The organism is Streptomyces sp. NPDC048277, from assembly GCF_040652235.1.
In the GTDB taxonomy this organism is placed as follows: domain Bacteria; phylum Actinomycetota; class Actinomycetes; order Streptomycetales; family Streptomycetaceae; genus Streptomyces.
In genome coordinates, this window is record NZ_JBEZLQ010000003.1 from 451,841 (window position 1) to 470,115 (window position 18,275).

The following is an 18,275-nucleotide window of genomic DNA, read 5'->3' on the forward strand; positions in this document are numbered from 1 at the left end:
ACAACTCCCCCCGAGGCGCACGATCCTCAGGACACCGTCCCCGGCGTCCGCGACACCGAAAGTGAACGCGAATGACCATGTCAGACCGGATCGACACCACATCAGATCGCCCCGACGCCGTACCGGACGGGCTCGGCACCACCGCGGCCGGCGTCGTCACCGCCGACGACAAGGTCGTCCGCAAGGCGACCGTCGCGGGCGCGGTCGGCTCGTTCGTCGAGTGGTACGACTACGGCATCTACGGCCTGCTCGTCACCTATCTCGCGATCAACATCATGGGCGAGGCGGAGGCCGGGGGCCTGTTCCTCACCAACGTCGGCTTCCTGATCAGCTTCCTCGCCCGCCCGTTCGGCAGCGTGATCTGCGGCTACCTCGGGGACAGGCTCGGCCGCAAAGGCCTGCTCGCCACCCTCCTGGTGCTCATCTCGGCCGCGACCGCGTCCATCGGACTCGTCCCGTCCCACGCCGTGATCGGTGTCGCCGCACCCGCGCTCCTCGTCCTCCTCCGGGTGCTGCAGGGCTTCTCCGCCGGCGGCGAGGTGGCCGGCGCGATGTCGTTCGTCGGCGAGTACGCGCCGGACGCGCGCCGCAACTACATGATGAGCTTCATCGCCGTCGGCTCGTTCGTCGCCCTGATGTTCGGCAGCGCCTTCTCCGCCGTCCTCATCACCGCGCTCGGCGACGACGCGATGACCTCCTGGGCCTGGCGGGTGCCGTTCCTGCTCGCCGTCCCGCTGGGCTACATCGGCTTCTACATCCGCCGTCAGCTGGAGGAGACCCCGCACTTCGCGGCGCTGCGCGAGCAGAACACCGTCGCGCGCAACCCGCTCAAGGAGGCCCTGACCTCCCCGCGCCACCTCAGGGCGATCGCGCTCACGATCTTCCTGCCCGCGCTCAACGGCCCCGGCTACTACCTGCTCTTCGTCTACATGCCGACCTACCTGAAGACCAACCTGGGCGAGCACAACTTCTCGATGCTCAGGGCGCTCACGGTCACGGCGTTCAGCCTGGTCGCCATCGCCGTGTCCATCCCGCTCATGGCCCGCCTGTCGGACCGTATCGGCCGCAAGCCCGTGCTCGCGGGCTCCGCCGTCGCCATGGCCGCCGTCTCGTACCCGATGTTCAAGCTCATCACCACGGGCGAGTTCGGGCTGGCCTGTATCGGCACGATCGTGCTGGCGGTCGCCTTCTCCGGCCACGCCGCCGTCGTCCACACCGCGCTCGCCGAGATGTTCCCGACCTCCGTGCGCTACTCCGCCTACAGCATCGGGTTCAGCATCTCCACGATCATCTTCGGCGGCAGCGCCCCGCTCGTGATGACCGAGCTCATCAAGTCGACCGGCTCCAACCTGATCCCGGCCTTCGCCTCCCTCACCACCGCCCTGATCACCCTGACCGCCATCGCCTTCCTGCGCGAGACCAAGGGCCGGCCCCTCGCCGCCGGCTGAACCCCGACCCCCACCTCAGGAGACATCATGGGAACCAAGTCCGTGGCCGTAGTGGCCGACCTCGGCGAGAGCTTCGGCAACTACACGATCGGGGACGACGCCGCCCTGCTCGGGCTCGTCACCTCGTCGAACATCGCCTGCGGCTTCCACGCCGGTGACCCCCGCATCATGGACCGCACGGTCGCCGACTGCGTCGAGCGCGGCATCGAGCTCGGGGCCCACCCCGGCTACCCCGACCTCGTCGGGTTCGGGCGGCGGCTCATCGAGGCGACCGAGGAGGAGATCCGCACCGACGTGCTCTACCAGCTCGGCGCACTCGACGCCTTCGCACGCGTGCACGGCGGCACCATCAGCCATGTCGCCCCGCACGGACGCATGGGGTCGATCGCGCAGACCGACGCCAAGCACGCGCGCGCCATCACCGACGCGATCGCCGCGTACAACACCGACTACATCGTGATCTGCCAGCGCGGGCTGCTCGCCGAGGAGTCCCGCAAGCGCGGCCTGGACGTCGGTTACGTGTTCCTCGCCGACCGCGGCTACGGCGACGACGGCATGCCCGTCCCGCGGTCGCACGAGGGCGGGCTGATCCACGACCCCGAGCTGATCGGCCGGCGCTCCGCCCAGGTCGTCGAGGAGGGCACCGTGCGTTCGGTGAACGGCAACGTGGTCCCCCTCGGCCACGACGCGGACGTCCTGCTCCTGCACGGCGACCACCCGTCCGTGCTGGCGAACGGCAAGGCGCTGCGCGCCGCGCTCGAAGCCGAGGACATCCGCGTCACGGGCCTGCGGGAGGTCCTGGCGGAGAAAGCCCGGAAGACCGAGGCCGCGCTGGCCGGCTGAGGCCGGACGCGTCAGGCGATGACCACAGCAGAGTACGGCGCCATCACCGTCGATCCCTTCGGGGACTCGGCGGTGATGGTGACCATCCCCCACGGCGACCGGGCCGTCCGCAGGGCCGGGATCGCCGCGTTCCGCGAACGGTTCCTGGCGCACCTCCCGCACGGTGTGCTCGACGTCGTCTCCGGTCTGGAGTCCCTGCTCATCGAGTTCGACCCGTTGCAGACCGCACTCGACCACGTGGCGTACGCGGCCCGCCTGGTGGCGCGCTGGGCGCCCTCACCGTCGGACCACGCCCACCGTGCCCGCGCCGTACAGCAGTTCACCATCCCTGTGGTCTTCGACGACGGGACCGGGCCCGATCTGGCCTCCGTCGCCGAGGAGTTGGGGCTGTCCCCTGCCGAAGTCGTCGAGGCGATCGCGGAGTCCACGTTCACGATCGTCCTGCTCGGAGCGGCGATGGCCCCGATGATGGACGGGCTCAAGGTGCCCCGGCCGGTACGCCGACGCGCCGAGCCGCGCACGGACGTCGCCCCCGGTGCCGTCATGATCGCCGGTACCAACGCGATCATCCAGCCGTTCCCCGGGCCCACCGGCTGGCGTGTGGTCGGACGCACCCCGTACACCGTCGTCGACATCTCCCGCCCGGATCCGGTCTCGTTCGGCACCGGCGACGTGGTCCGCTTCGTCCCCGTCTCCCCCGCGGAAGCCGCAGCACTCGAAGCCGGATTCCTGCTTCCGCTGGAGGGGGAACACGCATGACCACTGTCGCACTCGACGTCATCAGCGCCGGATGGGTCACGACGTTCCAGGACCTCGGCCGCCGCGGCACCGAGCGCCGCGGTGTGCCCACGGGCGGTGCGGCCGACCAGCACTCGGCCGCCGTCGCGAACCTTCTCGCCGGCAACTCTCGGAACGCCACCCTGATCGAGAACCTCGGCGGCGAACTCGCCCTCGTGCCGGACGCCGACGTCCTGCTCGCCGTGACCGGCGCTCCCGCCCGGGTCACCATCGGCGGGACACCGGCGAGCAGTTGGACGCCGTTGGTGGTCCCGGCCGGCCAGGAGATCAGGGTCCGCCCGGACATGGACCGGGGCACCCGCACCTACCTCGCCGTGAACGGCACCCTGGAGACGAGGACCCTGCTCGGCAGCGCGGCCCCGGACGCCCGCATGGGATTCGGGCAGACGATCGCCGCGGGCTCGCGCGTGCTCCTGGAAACGGAGTTCAGAGGCTTCAGACGCCAACTGTTCGAGCCGCCGCTGTTCCGGCTCCCGGTCCCGGTCACGCGCTTCGACGAGGACCCCTGGGTCATCGATGTCGTCGCCGCCCACGGAGTCCGGGCGATCCCTGGCATCCGCGACGTGATCGAGGGGGCGACCTATGTCGTCACACCCCGCTCCAACCATGTGGGGCTGCGGCTCGACGGGCCGGTGCTGCACCCCGACGACGACGAGGAGATCGTCTCGCACGGCGTGCCCGTCGGGTCGCTGCAGATCCCGCACGCGGACGAGCTGATCGTCCTCGGCCGCTACCGCAGTCTGACCGCGGGCTATCCCATCGTCGGTGTCGCCTCACAGGCATCCCTGCCCTTGCTCGGACAAGCCGGTCCCGGACGTCGGCTGCGGTTCCGCTGGATCGACCGCGAGACCTCGCTTCGCCGCGTCGCGCGCCGCGAGGCGGAGGTCCACAGGCTCGGCCGCGCCGTCGCCGAGGCATTCGGTGCCCTCGGCTTCATGCCGCCCTTGTCCGCGATTAAGTGAAAAGTTATTCTCATTTAAGAAGGAGATCTCGAATTGATCTTCAAGGAGGAACGGTGACGACGCAGCCCGGCGCCATCGCGCTCATCACGGGAGCCGGCAGCGGAATAGGGCGCGAGACCGCGCGGCTCCTCGCCCGGGACGGTGCCACCGTCGTCCTGGTCGGCCGCAGACAGGAGGCGCTGGACGCGGTCGCCGCCACGGTCCGCGAAGAGGGCGGAACCGCCCTCGCCCTGGCCGCGGACATCACACGCGCCGACGACGTCACGCGCGTCCTCGACCGGGCGCAGGCGGAGTTGGGCCCGGTGGACGTCCTCGTCAACAACGCGGGCAGCGCCTCGTCGGTGCTCAACCCGCAATGGACCCCCCACGAGGAGTGGCGCCAGGTTCTCGAAGTGAACCTGACCGCGGTCTTCCGGCTCACCCAGGCCGTGCTGCCGGGCATGCTCGCCCGGAACAAGGGCACGATCGTCACCGTCTCCTCGCTCGCCGCGGTCAACCCCAACCTGCTCGGCGGCGCCGCCTACGGCGCGGCCAAGGCCGGGGTCCGCAACTTCATGACCTTCCTGCACAACACCTTCCGCAACCAGGGGCTGCGGGCGATCACCGTGCTGCCCGGCGAGGCGGACACCCCCATCCTCGACAACCGCGCCCGGCCGCCGGCGCCGGAGGAACGCGCCCTGATGGTGCAGCCCGAGGACGTGGCCGAGGCCATTCGGCTCGCCGTCGCCCTTCCCCAGCGCGTGGTCCTCCAGGAGATGGTCGTCGCCCCGACCAGACAGCGCGACGTCTCCGCCGACCTCGAGATCAGCCGGTGGGCGGGCGCGCCCGCCGACGCCAGGCCCCAGATCTGAACCCGCCACCAGGAGAGCGCATGCCGCCCACCGTCACCACCCAGCCGCCCCGGTTCACCACCGCCGACGCCGTCGCCCGGATCGAGGCCGTCTCCCGCCGGACCCAGCAGCCGCAGTCCCGGTCCGATCTGGTCTCCCTCGCCATGGGCGAACCCGACTTCGACACGCCCCGGCAGATCACCGAGGCGGCCGAGGCCTCGCTGCGCGCCGGACGCACCCACTACTCGCCGCTCCTGGGCGAGCCCGCGCTGCGCGAGGCGCTCGCCGACCGGCTCACCGGCATCGCCGGTGCCCCCGTCTCCGCCGCCGACCTCCTGGTCACCCAGGGCGGCACCGCCGGGCTCGCCGCGTCGATCCTCGGCATCGTCAACCCCGGCGACAAGGTGGTCGTACCCGACCCCACCTACTCCCTCTACGCCGACCTGGTCAGCATGGCCGGCGGCATCGTCGTACCCGTGCCGCTGGCGTCCGACCTCCACTGGGACCTCGACCGGCTCGCCGACGCCCTCACCGGCGCCCGGCTCTTCGTCTTCTGCAACCCCGTCAACCCGACCGGCATCGTGCACGGCCGCGCGGAACTGGAGGCGCTCGCAGGTCTGTTGACGGGTACGGACACGCTCGTCATCTCCGACGAGGCGTACTCCGACCTTGACTACACCGGCCGGCCGTTCACCTCGGCGATCTCGGTCGACGGCCTGCGCGACCGTACCGTCCACTGCCAGACCTTCTCCAAGAGCTACGCGATGACCGGCTGGCGCGTCGGCTACCTCTGGGGACCCGCACCGGTCGTCCGGGCGGCGGCGCGCGTCCACAACACCTTCAACGGCTCGGTCAACACCGTCGTCCAGGACGCCGCGCTCGCCGCCGTGGAGCACTGCGCCGGGGACGTCGCCCGGATGCGTGCCGCGTACGAGCAGCGCCGCGAGATCATGCGGACGGAACTGGCCGCGGTCCCCGGCCTCACGCTCAGCGAACCCGAGGGCGCCTTCTACCAGTTCCCGCGCTACGACATCGGCCTGCCGTCCGTGGAGGTCGTCGCGGCACTGCGGGCGCACGGCGTCGCCGTCCGGCCCGGCAGCGAGTTCGGGGCACGGGGTGAAGGGCACCTGAGGCTGTCGTACGCTGCCAGCCCGCAGTCCATCACCGAGGGCGTCCGCAGGCTGGCCGACGGCCTCGCGTCCCTGCGATGAGCGCCGTCCCGCCCACCACGAGGAGTCGCCCCATGCGCAGTGACACCGAGCGCAACCGCCGGCATCTCATCAAGGCCGCCGCGCTGCTCTTCGAGAACTCGCCGACGCCGGTCAGCCTCGCCGAGATCGCCAGGCACGCCGAGGTGTCCACCGCGACGGCCTACCGCCACTTCTCCTCCGTCGAGGAGATCCTGCACGCCTTCCGGGCCCAAGTGGGTTCCGAATTGCGGGACTTCAGCGTGCGGCAGACCACCCGGGGCATGGCCCGGCTCGAAGCCGTGTCGCGGTACTGGGTGTCCCTCGTCCTCGAACACGGCGGAGCGATGGCCCAGATGCGCTCGCACCGCGGCTATCTGGAGCGGCTGCGCGAAGGGACCGCCTACCTCACCCCGCAGGCCGAGGCGCTCACCGAGCCGCTGCGGCAGACCACCGAGGACCTCGGCCTCGGCGACCTCGGCGACGAGGCCCTGTTCCTGTGGAACGCGCTGTTCGATCCCCGGGACATCCTCGACCTCATCAAGAGCGGACGCACTGAGGACGAGGCCGCGGGCTGTCTGGTCTCCGCGCTGCGTGGCGCCCTGATCGGCTGGGCCGCCGCGAGGCAGCACCAGGGGGAATGAGACGAAGTCCGGCATCATAAGAAGGTACTCTCAAACCGAGAGTGCACTGTCGAACAGATAGATTACTATCAGTTGGGCGGGGGTCCGGATAGCCTTCATCTCAGTGGAGGGAAACGAGAAGGAGCCTCAGATGGCCACCGCCAAGGACCGCGGTCCACGACGCAGGGTCGACGCACGCTCAAGCGTGGAGCGCATCACCGCCGCGGGACGGGCCGTCCTCGGCACGGCCGAGGGGTCCCTCGACCAGATCGCGGCCGAGGCGGGCGTCGGCATCGCGACCCTCTACCGCCACTTCCCGAACCGGGAGGCCCTCGTCCGCGCGGTCCTCGACGACATCCTCAAGACCGACCTGCTCCCCCTCATCGACCGGGCGGCCGACTCGCCGCACCCGCGCCGGTCGCTCCAGGACGTCGCCACCCGGCTGCTCGACCTGATCACGGAGGAGAAGGGGCTGGTCACCTTCGTCAGCAACTTCACCGATGTCGCCGTGGACGCCCTTCAGCGCGTCAGCGAGTCGTTGCACCCCCTGCTGCTGCGCGCGCAGCAGCAGGGGGAGGTCCGCGAGGATCTCACCGCGGAGGACATCCCGCGCTTTCTCGTCATGGCCGTCGCCGGCCTGGCGATTCCGGGTACTCCCCCCTCCCTCCGGGCCCGCTTCATCGCCCTGCTGTTCGACTCGCTCAATCCCGCCAACGCGACCCCGCTGCCCCCGCCGCTGCACGAGGAGGACGACCTGCGCTCCGCGGTGAGCAGCATCGCGCACACCTGACCCTCCCCTGCCCCCTCGGGAGGTCCTTTCAGACGTTACGGCGGTACTGGCCGCCGACCTCGAAGAAGGCGTCGGTGATCTGCTGGAGGGAGCAGACGCGGGCTGCGTCCATCAGGACCGCGAACACGTTGTCGCGGCTGACCGCCGCGTCCTTGAGCGCGGCCAGGGCGGTATGGGCCGGCTCCTGGTGGCGGGCCTGGAAGTCCTGGACCCGCGTCAGCTGAGAACGCTTCTCCTGCTCGGTGGCGCGGGCCAGTTCGACGACGACGGGTTCGGCCGTGTCGGCGTGCGGGTTGCGGAAGGTGTTGACGCCGATGACGGGCAGGGTGCCGTCGTGCTTGCGCTGCTCGTAGAGCATCGACTCGTCCTGGATACGGCCGCGCTGGTAGCCGGTCTCCATCGCGCCGAGCACCCCGCCGCGTTCGCTGATCCGGTCGAACTCCTTCAGCACGGCCTCCTCGACGAGGTCGGTGAGCTCGTCGATGACGAACGAGCCCTGGAGCGGGTTCTCGTTCATGGCCAGGCCCCACTCCCGGTTGATGATCAGCTGGATGGCCAGGGCCCGGCGGACGGAGTCCTCGGTGGGGGTGGTGACGGCCTCGTCGTAGGCGTTGGTGTGCAGGCTGTTGCAGTTGTCGTAGATCGCGATGAGGGCCTGCAGCGTGGTACGGATGTCGTTGAAGTCCATCTCCTGGGCGTGCAGGGAGCGTCCGGAGGTCTGCACGTGGTACTTCAGCTTCTGGCTGCGCTCGTTGGCGCCGTACTTCTCCTTCATCGCGACCGCCCAGACGCGGCGGGCGACCCGGCCCAGGACCGAGTACTCGGGGTCCATGCCGTTGGAGAAGAAGAAGGAGAGGTTGGGGGCGAAGTCGTCGATGTGCATGCCCCTGGCCAGGTAGGCCTCGACGTAGGTGAAGCCGTTGGCGAGGGTGAAGGCGAGCTGGCTGATCGGGTTGGCCCCGGCTTCGGCGATGTGGTAACCGGAGATCGACACCGAGTAGAAGTTGCGGACCTTCTGCTCGATGAACCACTCCTGGATGTCGGCCATCATCCGAAGCGAGAACTCGGTGGAGAACAGGCAGGTGTTCTGGCCCTGGTCCTCCTTGAGGATGTCGGCCTGCACCGTGCCGCGCACCGTCGCCAGCGCACGGGCCCGCAGCCCGGCCGCCTCGTCGGGCGAGGGGTCACGGCCCTCGGCGGCGCGGAACCTGTCGGTCTGCTGGTCGATCACCGTGTGGAGGAAGAAGGCGAGGATGGTCGGCGCGGGTCCGTTGATGGTCATGGAGACCGAGGTGGTCGGGGCGACCAGGTCGAAGCCGTCGTACAGCGCCTTCATGTCCTCAAGCGTGGCGACCGAGACGCCGGAGGTGCCGACCTTGCCGTAGATGTCGGGGCGTTCGTCGGGGTCGCGGCCGTAGAGGGTGACCGAGTCGAAGGCGGTGGACAGGCGGGTGGCGGGCTGCCCCTCGGAGAGCAGCTTGAAGCGCCGGTTGGTGCGGAACGGGTCGCCCTCGCCGGCGAACATCCGGGCCGGGTCCTCGCCGTCACGCTTGAAGGGGAACACCCCGGCGGTGAAGGGGAAGCGGCCCGGCAGGTTCTCCGCGCGCCAGAACCGGACCAGTTCGCCGTGGTCGGTGAAGCGGGGCAGGGCGACGCGGGGGATCTTGTTCCCGGAGAGGGACTCACGGTTGAGCTTGGTACGGATCTCCTTGTCCCGGACCGTCACGACCTGCTCGTCGCCGGAGTAGGACGCGACGACCGCAGGCCAGTCCCCGATCTGTTCCGTGATCTCGTACGGCAGCTGCCGCTGTGCGTCCGCCAGCAGCGACCGTACGTCCTTCGCGTCGAAGCCCGCCCCGGTGAGTTCGGCCCGGACCGCCTCCAGGCGCTGCACCCGGCGTGCCGCCTCGGCCAGCCGGCCGGTCTCCCCGTGGTACGCGCGGACGGAGTCGCTGATCTCGGCGAGGTAGCGGACCCGGTCGGCCGGGACCACCTGCCGGATACCGGAGGAGTGGCGCACATCGACCGGCTGAAGGGCACCACCGGACAGCGGCAGCCCCTTCTCCGCGAGGGCGGTCTTGAGGTACTGGTGGAGCGCGGTGACGCCGTCGTCGTTGAAGGTGGCCGCGGAGGTGCCGTAGACCGGCATGTCCTCGGGCCGCATGCCGAACGCCTCGCGGTTGCGCACCAGTTGGCGGCCGACGTCGCGCATGGCGTCCTTGCCGCCGCGCCGCTCGAACTTGTTGATCGCCACCACGTCCGCGAAGTCGAGCATGTCGATCTTCTCCAGCTGCGAGGCGGCACCGAACTCCGGTGTCATCACATACAGGGAGGTGTCGACGAACGGCACGATCGCCGCGTCGCCCTGGCCGATGCCCGGGGTCTCCACGATCACCAGGTCGAAGCCGGCCGCCTTGACGACGTCGAGCACGTCGGGAAGGTGCTCGGGCAGCTCACGGCTGCCACGGGTCGCCAGGCTGCGGAAGAACACCCGGTTCCCGTCGAGGGAGTTCATCCGGATCCGGTCGCCGAGCAGCGCGCCGCCGCCACGCCGCCGGGTCGGGTCGACCGCGATCACCGCGATCCGCAGCTTGTCCTGCTGGTCCACTCGGAAGCGCCGCACCAACTCGTCGGTGAGCGACGACTTCCCGGAACCGCCGGTGCCGGTGATGCCCAGCACCGGCACCACACGGGCCGGCTCCCGCAGTCGCGCCAGGAACTCCGGCGGCAGCTTGCCCAGTTCGGCACCGGTGACGGCACGGGCGACCGCGAACCTGTCCCCGGCGAGTACCGCGTCGACGTCGGCCTGCTTGCCGTCCCACAGGTCGAAGTCACAGTCCCGGAGCACCGAGTTGACCATCCCGGCCAGGCCCATCCGCTGCCCGTCCTCCGGAGAGAAGATGGTCACCCCGCTCCCCCGCAGCCGGGCGATCTCCTCGGGCACGATGACTCCGCCCCCGCCGCCCACCACCCGGATGTGGTCCGCGCCCTGCGCGCGCAGCGACTCGACCAGGTACTCGAAGTACTCGACGTGCCCACCCTGGTACGACGAGACCGCCACACCGTGCGCATCCTCCTCCAGCGCCGCGTCCACGACCTCCCGCACCGACCGGTTGTGGCCGAGGTGGATCACCTCCGCGCCCTGCGACTGGAAGATCCGCCGCATGATGTTGATCGACGCGTCATGTCCGTCGAACAGCGCCGAGGCCGTGACCAGACGGACCGGGTGCAGGGGCTGGTGCAACGCGCTCATGGAATGCCTTCCCTGACAGGGCTGGGGAACAGCGACTACAGGAATAGTAGGACGTCCTAGTAAACTACTCTAGGTGACAGTGCATGTGAGCATGAGCACAGCGGGCGGACGGCAGAGTCGGGCCCCGGCGTCGAGGCCCGACTCTGTGCGTTTCTCAGCGGGTGGGCAGGAACTCCCACTGCGAGCTCGATGACGTCGAGTCGCTCAGGGTGCCCTGTTCGGCGTGGCCGAGGTCGTTCTGGAGGCTGATGTAGTTGCTCGTCTTGTAGTGGCTGCGCAGTTGCGCGTACCCGGAGTCGGTCGGGACGAACGTCCACTGGGCGCTCCACCAGCTGGAGTTCCCGAGGGAGCCGTGTTCCAGGTAGGCGAGGTCGTCCTGGTTGTGGAGGTAGGCGCCGGTGTTGCGGTTGCTGAAGCGCAGGTACTGGTCGGAGGTGGCGCTCAGGGTCCACTGCGCGGACCACCAGTCGGGCCCGCCGAGCGCGGTGGCGTCCACGTAGGTGCCGCCGCTTTCGAGGTTGAGGTACGTCCCGTCGCTCCGGTTGGCGATCTGGTAGTAGTAGGCCGGCCCGTCGAGGATCGGGAGCAGCTCGTCCACGACGTAGTGCTTCCACTTCAGGTTCGCCGCGTTCACCACCAGCCGCAGACCCTTGACCTGCAACTGGGCCGGGAACTCAACGGTCTTGCTCTCCACGGTGGAACTGTTCGTGGAGTAGGTGAGGGTCCCGGACGAGGCCACCGTGGTCCAGTTCGTCGAGCCGTCGACCGACACCTGGACGTCGAACTTGGTGATGCCCTGGCCCTGGCAGTACTCGCAGGCGACGGTGACACCCGAGATGTTCTGGGGGCCGGCGTAGGTCTCGGTCAGCGTCTGCGGGAAGGACGGGGTGTCGGCGCTGACGTAGGCGTTGTCCAGGTTTCCGTCGATCGCGTTCGCCGGAGCGCCGCCGGAGCTCGCCGTCGAACTCGCGGTCATGGTGGCCGTGCTGAGGCCCGAGCCGAAGGTCAGCCGGATGAACTGACTGCTGGACGCGGTCACCGTGTAGGTTCCGTCGCCGTTGTCCGTGAAGGCGGCGGAGCCGGAGGCGACCCAGTTGTGATGGGCGTCGAAGTAGCCGTCCGAGGCGGCTGTCGGCGCGGAGGACGCGGTGACGGTGAAGGTGCCGGACGCGCCGAGCCCCATCAGGTAGACGTTGCTCTGGTCGGTCTCCGCCACACCGCTGCCGCTCGCGGTGGTCGCGTACTTCACGGTGACCGCGCCGAGCGTCTTCGTCGTGCTGTAGCTGCTGCTGGAGCTGTAGAAGTAGCCGAGGTCGACGCCGTTGGCCTTGCTCATCAGCTGGGGGTCCTTGCCCAGCTGGGTGACGGCGTTGCTCGCGGGGCCGGCGTAGGCGGTGTCCGTGTGGTCCAGGTTGACCATCGTGTAGCGGTTCCACACGTCGCTGTCGTTCATCTCGTACGCCAGCTGGTACGTGGAGTAGTCGACCGCCCCGGAGTCGTAGGCGGCGAGCATCAGCGCGGGCACGTTGGAGGTGCCCCCGGTGTTGGAGGACGGCCCGTTCTCCGGGATAGAGATCAGCTTCTGGTCGGGCTTGATCTTGCTCTGGATGGTGCTGACGGACGTGGTGTACGGGTCGATCCCGACGAAGTCGATGTCCGGGCTGTATGTGACGAACTTGTTGGGGTCGTTGTTGCAGGACAGGTTCATGCGGGTGTAGGTGACATAGGGTCCGCCCTTGATCACCTCGGCCAGCCTGTTCTGCCGTACCGCGAGCTCCATGTTCGCGAAGTCCTTGCCGCTGATGGACCCGTTGGCGGCGACGTAGGCGTTGTACGCGTCGGTGGTGTCCGTGTCGTAGGAGCGGTCGCCGTTGCAGGTCCCGGGCGTCGGCTCGTTGTTGACCTGGATGCCGATGGTGGTGTGCGCGGTGTCGTAGCTCGCCAGGTGGTCGTCGACGGCCTGGAGCGCCGCCTCCTCACGCGCGAGCAGTTTTGGGTCCTCCAGGCTGTACGGGGTGACCGTGCCGTCCCAGGTGTTGGTCCACTGGCGGGCCGTGCCGTCGGAGTTCAGCTGCCGGGGGTAGGTGGTGGTGTCGTCCTGGATGTACGACGGCATGAAGTTCGAGGCGCCGCCGCCACCGACGTTCGAGCCGAACCAGATGACCTCCAGCTTCAGCCCGTTGGCCTTGGCGTTGTCGATGAACGAGTTCAGCCAGGTGTAGTCGTAGACGCCCTCGCTGGTCTCGAACTTGTTCCAGAGCAACGGGATGCTGATGGTGTTGAAGCCGAGCCGCTTGGCGTCCGCGTAGAAGGCGGCCGTGTCGGCGAGCGTCAGCCCGTTGTAGCGCAGGGCCCGGTCGACGCGGTACTGCACCGGGAGCGGGTTGAACGGGACGCCGTCGACCTGGATCTCGCGGCCCGCGACCAGGCGGGACACAACGGTCGAGGTGGCCGCGTGCGCGCTCGGGGCGGGTCCGGCGACGGTGAGCAGCCCGGCGCTGAACAGGCCCAGCGCGGCGGCGGTGACGGCCCGGAACGCGTTCCGGGCGCGGAGTCTTCTTGGTTGCACGGGTACGGGTGTCCTCTCGGAAGACGGAGGTGGGATTCCGGGGAGGGTCAGTCGGTCCACCAGGCCGCCGTGTCGGCGGGCAGCTTGCCGGCGGGCAGCGGGGCGCTGGACAGGAGGGGGGTGCCGGGGTGCGGTGCGTCCACCGGGGCGTCCCCCGTGTTGACGGCGCAGGTGAAGCCGTCCCCTCGCCGGAAGACGAGGACTCCGGGAGGAGCCGGGAGCAGTTGGACGGGACCGGCGTCGGCGAGGAGGTCGCGGCGCAGGCGCAGCGCCTGTCGGTAGAGGTGCCAGGTGGAGGCGGGGTCGGACTGCGCGTGTTCGACGGTGTGGCGGGCGAAGGAGAGTGGTTGGGGCAGCCAGGTGTGCGGGGTGCCGGAGAAGCCGAACGGGGCCGTCGTACCGTTCCAGGGCAGGGGGATCCGGCATCCGTCGCGGCCCAGGCGGCGGCCTTCGGTACGCCAGTAGATGGGGTCGGTGATGCGGTCGAGGGGGAGGTCGACGACCTCGGGGAGGGCGAGTTCCTCTCCCTGGTAGATGTAGACCGCGCCGGGGAGGGCGAGGGCGAGCAGGGCGGCGGCGCGGGCCCGTGCGGTGCCGGCCTCGATGTCACCCGGACCTGCGCCCGGGGCGCCGCCCCCGTAGCGGGTGGCGACGCGGACGGTGTCGTGGTTGCCGAGGACCCAGGTGACCGGCGCGCCGGTGCGGGCCGCCTGGTCCTGGCCGCGCCGGATGGTGGTCGCGAACGCCTCGGCGTCGAACGGCGAGTCCAGCAGGTCCCAGAAGAAGCCCTGGTGGAGTTGATCGGGCTGGACGTACTCGTGCAGATGCCGCTTGCCGATGCCGGTGATCTCGCCGATGAGCGGCCGGTCGCTGCCGTCCCGCGCGGCGTACTCGTCCGCGATGCGCCGCCAGGCGCGGTACACCTCGTGCACCTCGGGGCGGTTCCAGGCGTGGACGTTGGTGGCGTCCGCGATCCGCTCCTCCTCGAACGGGTCGGCCACGTCCGGGAGTTCGGGGTCCTTGTGCAGCCCCTGGGCCGCGTCGATACGGAAGCCGTCGACACCTCGGTCCAGCCAGAACCTCAGCACGCCCTCGAACATCTCGACCACGTCCGGGTGGTTCCAGTTCCAGTCGGGCTGTTCCGGGGTGAACAGGTGCAGGAACCACTCGCCGTCGGGCGTCCGCCGCCAGGCGGGGCCGCCGAACATCGAGCGCCAGTTGTTCGGGGGGTCGTCCCCGTCGCCGGGACGGAAGTGGAAGCGTTCGCGCTCGGGGCTGCCCGGTCCGGCGGCGAGCGCGGCGCGGAACCACGGGTGCTCGACCGAGCAGTGGTTGGGCACGATGTCCAGCAGCACCCGCAGGCCCAGCCCGTGCGCCTCGGCGACGAGCCGGTCGAAGTCGTGCAGGGTGCCGTAGGCCGGTTCGATGTCCGTGTAGTCGGCCACGTCATACCCGTGGTCGTGCTGGGGCGACGGGTAACAGGGCGTCAACCAGACGGCGTCGACGCCGAGTTCGCGGAGATACGGCAGTCGGGAGCGGATGCCGTCGAGGTCGCCGACGCCGTCTCCGTCGGAGTCGGCGAAGCTGCGGACGTAGATCTGGTAGGTGACGGACTCGGTCCACCAGGCAGCGTTCGAGGGGGCGTTCAAGAAGTCGTACTCCTGACTCGGTGTGGGGGTGGGGTCAGCCCTTGACCGCGCCCTGGGTCATGCCGCGGATGAGGTGACGCTGGCCGATCAGGTACAGCGCGATCACGGGGGCGATGACGATCAGCGTGGCGGCGCAGAGCATGGGCACGTCACGGGTGTTCTGGTCGATGAAGAAGCCGAGACCGGCCGGTGCGGTGCGGCGGGAGGGCTCCTGGATGAGGATCAGGGCCAGCAGGAACTGGTTCCAGCTCCACACGAAGAAGAGCATGGCGAGGGTGGCGATGGCCGGGCGCGCGGTGGGGATCATGATGCGCCGGAACACCGACCACTCACTCGCGCCGTCGACCCGGGCGGCCTCGGCGAGTTCCCTGGGGACACTGAGGAAGTGGGCCCGCATCCAGAAGGCCCCGAAGGGCATGTACAGGCCGATCAGCGGCAGGATCAGCGCCCAGTAGGAGTCGGTGAGGCCGACCTGCTTGAGGTCGTAGTAGAGCGGGATGACCGCGGCCTCCGGAGGCAGGGTCAGTCCGATGAGGAGGAAGGAGAACAGCAGCCTGCTGCCGGTGAAGCGCATGGTGCCGAACGCGTAGCCGGCCATGGTCGCGAAGAGCCCGCCGATCGGTACGACGACCAGGGCGATGGTCGCGCTGGAGCGCAGCAGGGAGCCGAAGCCGGCGATGGTCCAGGCCCGCCGGAAGTTCTCGAAGTGCGGGGTCGACGGCCAGGACAGCCCGGCGACGGGTGCGCCGGCCGGGTGCAGGGCGGCCAGTGTGATGGCGGCGAAGGGCACCAGGACGGCTGCGGCGAAGGCCCACAGGACGACGGTGCCGGTCAGTCGTTCGGCGCGGGTGCTCATGACGGACGCGCTCATGAGTCCTCCTTGGAGAGTCGGCCGAGTGCGAGCACGATGACCGAGATCAGCACGCTGAGCACGACGGCGAGCGCGCAGGCGAGCCCGACCTGGCCATCGGTGAAGGCCAGTCGGTAGATGAGGACGGCCGGCACGATCGACGAGTCGCCGGGGCCGCCGCCGGTGGTGGCGTAGACGACGTCGAAGCTGGACAGGGCGGCGATGACGGTGACGACCGTGGCGACGACGATCTCGTTGCGCAGGGCGGGCAGGGTGACCGCGAAGAAGGTGCGCACCGGACCGGCGCCGTCGATACGGCACGCCTCGAACAGCGCCGGGTCGATCTTGGCGATGCCGGTCAGGAAGAACACCAGGCACAGGCCGAGCATGACCCAGGTGCCGACCAGGCCGACCGCGGGGAAGGCCCAGGTGAAGTCGCCCAGCCAGGCGCGGGTCAGGCCGCCGAGCCCCACGGCGCTCAGGACCTGGTTGACCACGCCGTCCTGGGCGTACATCCAGCGCCAGGCGATACCGCCGGCCACCAGCGGGACCACCTGGGGCAGGAACAGGACCGCCCGGGCCGCGGATCCCCCGGCGCCGGTCCGGCCGCCGAGGACGGCGGCCAGGACCAGGGCGATCACGATCGGCAGGACCGAGTAGAAGAGGACGAAGCCGAGCGAGTGCTCGATCGCCCCGTACAGGTCCGGATCGGTCAGCACCTGACGGTAGTTGGCGAGGCCGGCCCAGGTGCCCACGCCGATGCCGTCCCAGTCGTAGAGGGACAGCCACATGGTGTGCAGCCAGGGCAGGGCCACGAACACGGTGTAGGCGAGCAGCGCGGGGGCGAGCAGCAGGTAGGCGATCCGGCGGCTCTCCCGGCGGGGTGGGCGCCGGGCCGGGCGCACCGGCGCGGGGGGTGCCGGCGTCTGACGGCGCCGGTCCAGGGTCTTGGTCATCACACGGTCTTCCGGTTGCCTCGACGGCCTACTTGGTGTGCGCCTTGGACCAGTCCTTCTGCACCGCGTCGACGTACTCCTGCGGAGTGACACGGCCGGCGATCAGGGACTGCGAGGACGAGGTGAGGGTGTCGTTCATCGAGGAGGTGGCGTTGGCGTAGAAGCCGACCAGGCCGTTGTCCTGGTTGACCTGGGCCCACGCCTTGGACATGTCGCCCAGCACGCTCTTGGCGTCCGAGCCGGCGGAACTGCTGGAGTCGGCCGGCATGAAGTAGTGGTCCAGCTGGACCTGGGCCGCCGCCTTGCTGTGCCAGAAGTCGAGGAACGCGGCAGCGGCGTCGGCGTTCTTGGAGCGGGCGGAGATGCCGTAGGCGATGGAGCCGCCGACGGCCGCGTACTTCCCGTCGCTCGACGCCTTCGGGTAGGCGACGAAGCCGACCTTGCCGGGCAGGGCCTTGTCGATGGTCGCCGCGTCCCAGTTGCCGTCGACCAGGAAGAGGCCGTCGCCCTTGGCGAAGGCGGCGACCGCGCCGGAGAGGTCGGTGCCGTTGGCACCCTTGGAGAGCTCGCCGGCCTTGGACCACTTCAGCAGGCTCTGGGCGCCCTGGAGGTTGCCGGGGGTGTCGAAGGTGGATCCGGTACGGCCCTCGAACCACTTCCGGGTGGTCTCGGCGCCGTCGACGGACTGGGCGATCGACTGCACGACGAACGCGGAGTGGCCGTCCAGGTTGGGCATCTGCAGGCCCGTCTTCCCGGCGGCCTCGGCCTTGTCGAGGTCGGCCTGGAACTCCGCGAGGGTGGTCGGCGGGGAGGTGATGCCGAGCTTGGCGGCGAGTTCCTTGTTGTAGAAGACGCCCACCATGGAGAAGCCGGCCGGGGCCGCCCACAGATGGCCGGTGCCCAGCGAGGTGCCGTCGGCACCCACCTGCCACTGGGAGAGCTGGGAGCTCGGGTAGATCTTGTCCCAGCCGTACGCCCTGGCGTAGGGATCCAGGTTCAGCAGGAGCTTGTTCCTCACCGTGGTGCCGACCATGTTGAGGAGCACGATGTCCGGCGAGGAGTCGGAGGCGAGCGACAGCCCCAGGGAGTGGTTGTAGTCGTCGTAGCCCGTGTACTTCATGGTGATCGTGATGTTCGGGTGCGCCTTCTCGAAGGCCGCGATCAGGCCCTTGGTCAGCCCGGCGTTCTCCGAGGTGGCGAGCGTGAGGGTGATCTTCTTGTCCGAGGGGATCGTGGTGGACACCGCCGTGGTCCTCGTCGTGTCCGACGACGCCCCGCCCGGTGCGCAGGCGGCCACCAGGAGCAGGACCGCCGTCGCGGCGGTGGCACCCGCGCCGTGGCGGATCGGGCGGCCGTGTCTCCGGCGGGTGGTCATGGCGTGTGACATGGTGCGACTCCTGGCTGCGACCGAGGGTGGGGAAGGACTGTCCGGGCGGGAAGGGGCGTTCCCGGGACTTCATACATACGAAGATGCTTTTCGTATGTCGGCGCGGCTCAGTACAGCCTCGTAATCAGCG

General features: G+C 69.7%; 14 protein-coding genes. 8 read left to right on the top strand and 6 right to left on the bottom strand.

What is annotated here, in order from left to right; genetic code table 11:
* Positions 1-71 precede the first annotated feature (71 nt).
* The 8 genes from AB0D85_RS09625 to AB0D85_RS09660 all read left to right on the top strand — a co-directional run bounded on the left by AB0D85_RS09625 (position 72) and on the right by AB0D85_RS09660 (position 7,481).
* Positions 72-1,448 carry an MFS transporter gene (locus AB0D85_RS09625; RefSeq protein WP_362316221.1) on the top strand — a complete coding sequence of 459 codons (1,377 nt, stop codon included), beginning with the start codon at positions 72-74 and terminating at the stop codon, positions 1,446-1,448.
* Between the two features lie 27 nt (positions 1,449-1,475).
* Positions 1,476-2,291 carry a 5-oxoprolinase subunit PxpA gene (locus AB0D85_RS09630; RefSeq protein ID WP_362316224.1) on the top strand — a complete coding sequence of 272 codons (816 nt, stop codon included), beginning with the start codon at positions 1,476-1,478 and terminating at the stop codon, positions 2,289-2,291.
* 18 nt (positions 2,292-2,309) lie between these two features.
* Positions 2,310-3,050, top strand: a complete 741-nt coding sequence (locus AB0D85_RS09635) for a carboxyltransferase domain-containing protein (RefSeq protein ID WP_362316227.1) — start codon at positions 2,310-2,312, stop codon at positions 3,048-3,050.
* A complete protein-coding gene (locus AB0D85_RS09640) occupies positions 3,047-4,051 on the top strand; it encodes an allophanate hydrolase (protein ID WP_362316230.1) in 1,005 nt (334 codons plus the stop codon). The genes AB0D85_RS09635 and AB0D85_RS09640 overlap by 4 nt, the downstream gene beginning before the upstream one ends.
* Positions 4,052-4,104: 53 nt before the next feature.
* A complete protein-coding gene (locus tag AB0D85_RS09645) occupies positions 4,105-4,902 on the top strand; it encodes an SDR family oxidoreductase (RefSeq protein ID WP_362316232.1) in 798 nt (265 codons plus the stop codon).
* A 20-nt stretch (positions 4,903-4,922) separates the two neighbouring features.
* The gene (locus AB0D85_RS09650) at positions 4,923-6,092 is read left to right on the top strand and encodes an aminotransferase class I/II-fold pyridoxal phosphate-dependent enzyme (protein WP_362316235.1); all 1,170 of its coding nucleotides are present in this window, start codon (positions 4,923-4,925) and stop codon (positions 6,090-6,092) included.
* A 32-nt stretch (positions 6,093-6,124) separates the two neighbouring features.
* Positions 6,125-6,712: a helix-turn-helix domain-containing protein gene (locus AB0D85_RS09655; protein WP_362316238.1), complete on the top strand. Its 588-nt coding sequence runs from the start codon at positions 6,125-6,127 to the stop codon at positions 6,710-6,712.
* A gap of 130 nt (positions 6,713-6,842) precedes the next feature.
* On the top strand, positions 6,843-7,481 hold the full coding sequence (locus AB0D85_RS09660) for a TetR/AcrR family transcriptional regulator (protein ID WP_362316241.1): 639 nt from the start codon (positions 6,843-6,845) through the stop codon (positions 7,479-7,481).
* A gap of 28 nt (positions 7,482-7,509) precedes the next feature.
* Here AB0D85_RS09660 and icmF read toward each other — a convergent pair whose 3' ends face one another.
* The 6 genes from icmF to AB0D85_RS09690 form a co-directional block, all read right to left on the bottom strand.
* Positions 7,510-10,734 carry a fused isobutyryl-CoA mutase/GTPase IcmF gene (gene icmF, locus AB0D85_RS09665; protein WP_362316244.1) on the bottom strand — a complete coding sequence of 1,075 codons (3,225 nt, stop codon included), beginning with the start codon at positions 10,732-10,734 and terminating at the stop codon, positions 7,510-7,512.
* A gap of 154 nt (positions 10,735-10,888) precedes the next feature.
* Positions 10,889-13,303, bottom strand: a complete 2,415-nt coding sequence (locus AB0D85_RS09670; protein WP_362316247.1) for a discoidin domain-containing protein — start codon at positions 13,301-13,303, stop codon at positions 10,889-10,891.
* Positions 13,304-13,350: 47 nt separating this feature from the next.
* Positions 13,351-14,952 carry an alpha-amylase family glycosyl hydrolase gene (locus tag AB0D85_RS09675; protein WP_362316250.1) on the bottom strand — a complete coding sequence of 534 codons (1,602 nt, stop codon included), beginning with the start codon at positions 14,950-14,952 and terminating at the stop codon, positions 13,351-13,353.
* A 34-nt stretch (positions 14,953-14,986) separates the two neighbouring features.
* Positions 14,987-15,823: a carbohydrate ABC transporter permease gene (locus tag AB0D85_RS09680; RefSeq protein WP_362316253.1), complete on the bottom strand. Its 837-nt coding sequence runs from the start codon at positions 15,821-15,823 to the stop codon at positions 14,987-14,989.
* Positions 15,820-16,758: a sugar ABC transporter permease gene (locus AB0D85_RS09685; RefSeq protein WP_362316255.1), complete on the bottom strand. Its 939-nt coding sequence runs from the start codon at positions 16,756-16,758 to the stop codon at positions 15,820-15,822. Before AB0D85_RS09685 ends, AB0D85_RS09680 begins: the two co-directional genes overlap by 4 nt.
* Positions 16,759-16,786: 28 nt before the next feature.
* Complete coding sequence (locus tag AB0D85_RS09690; protein WP_362316257.1) at positions 16,787-18,145, bottom strand: extracellular solute-binding protein; 1,359 nt, start codon at positions 18,143-18,145, stop codon at positions 16,787-16,789.
* Positions 18,146-18,275 lie beyond the last annotated feature (130 nt).

Excerpts from the sequence above, each read along its gene's own strand:
- AB0D85_RS09625 (WP_362316221.1), top strand. The coding sequence starts at position 72 with ATGACCATGTCAGACCGGATCGACACCACATCAGATCGCCCCGACGCC.
- AB0D85_RS09630 (WP_362316224.1), top strand. The coding sequence starts at position 1,476 with ATGGGAACCAAGTCCGTGGCCGTAGTGGCCGACCTCGGCGAGAGCTTC.
- AB0D85_RS09635 (WP_362316227.1), top strand. The coding sequence starts at position 2,310 with ATGACCACAGCAGAGTACGGCGCCATCACCGTCGATCCCTTCGGGGAC.
- AB0D85_RS09640 (WP_362316230.1), top strand. The coding sequence starts at position 3,047 with ATGACCACTGTCGCACTCGACGTCATCAGCGCCGGATGGGTCACGACG.
- AB0D85_RS09650 (WP_362316235.1), top strand. The coding sequence starts at position 4,923 with ATGCCGCCCACCGTCACCACCCAGCCGCCCCGGTTCACCACCGCCGAC.
- AB0D85_RS09655 (WP_362316238.1), top strand. The coding sequence starts at position 6,125 with ATGCGCAGTGACACCGAGCGCAACCGCCGGCATCTCATCAAGGCCGCC.
- AB0D85_RS09660 (WP_362316241.1), top strand. The coding sequence starts at position 6,843 with ATGGCCACCGCCAAGGACCGCGGTCCACGACGCAGGGTCGACGCACGC.
- icmF (WP_362316244.1), bottom strand. The coding sequence starts at position 10,734 with ATGAGCGCGTTGCACCAGCCCCTGCACCCGGTCCGTCTGGTCACGGCC.
- AB0D85_RS09680 (WP_362316253.1), bottom strand. The coding sequence starts at position 15,823 with ATGAGCGCGTCCGTCATGAGCACCCGCGCCGAACGACTGACCGGCACC.
- AB0D85_RS09685 (WP_362316255.1), bottom strand. The coding sequence starts at position 16,758 with ATGACCAAGACCCTGGACCGGCGCCGTCAGACGCCGGCACCCCCCGCG.
- AB0D85_RS09690 (WP_362316257.1), bottom strand. The coding sequence starts at position 18,145 with ATGTCACACGCCATGACCACCCGCCGGAGACACGGCCGCCCGATCCGC.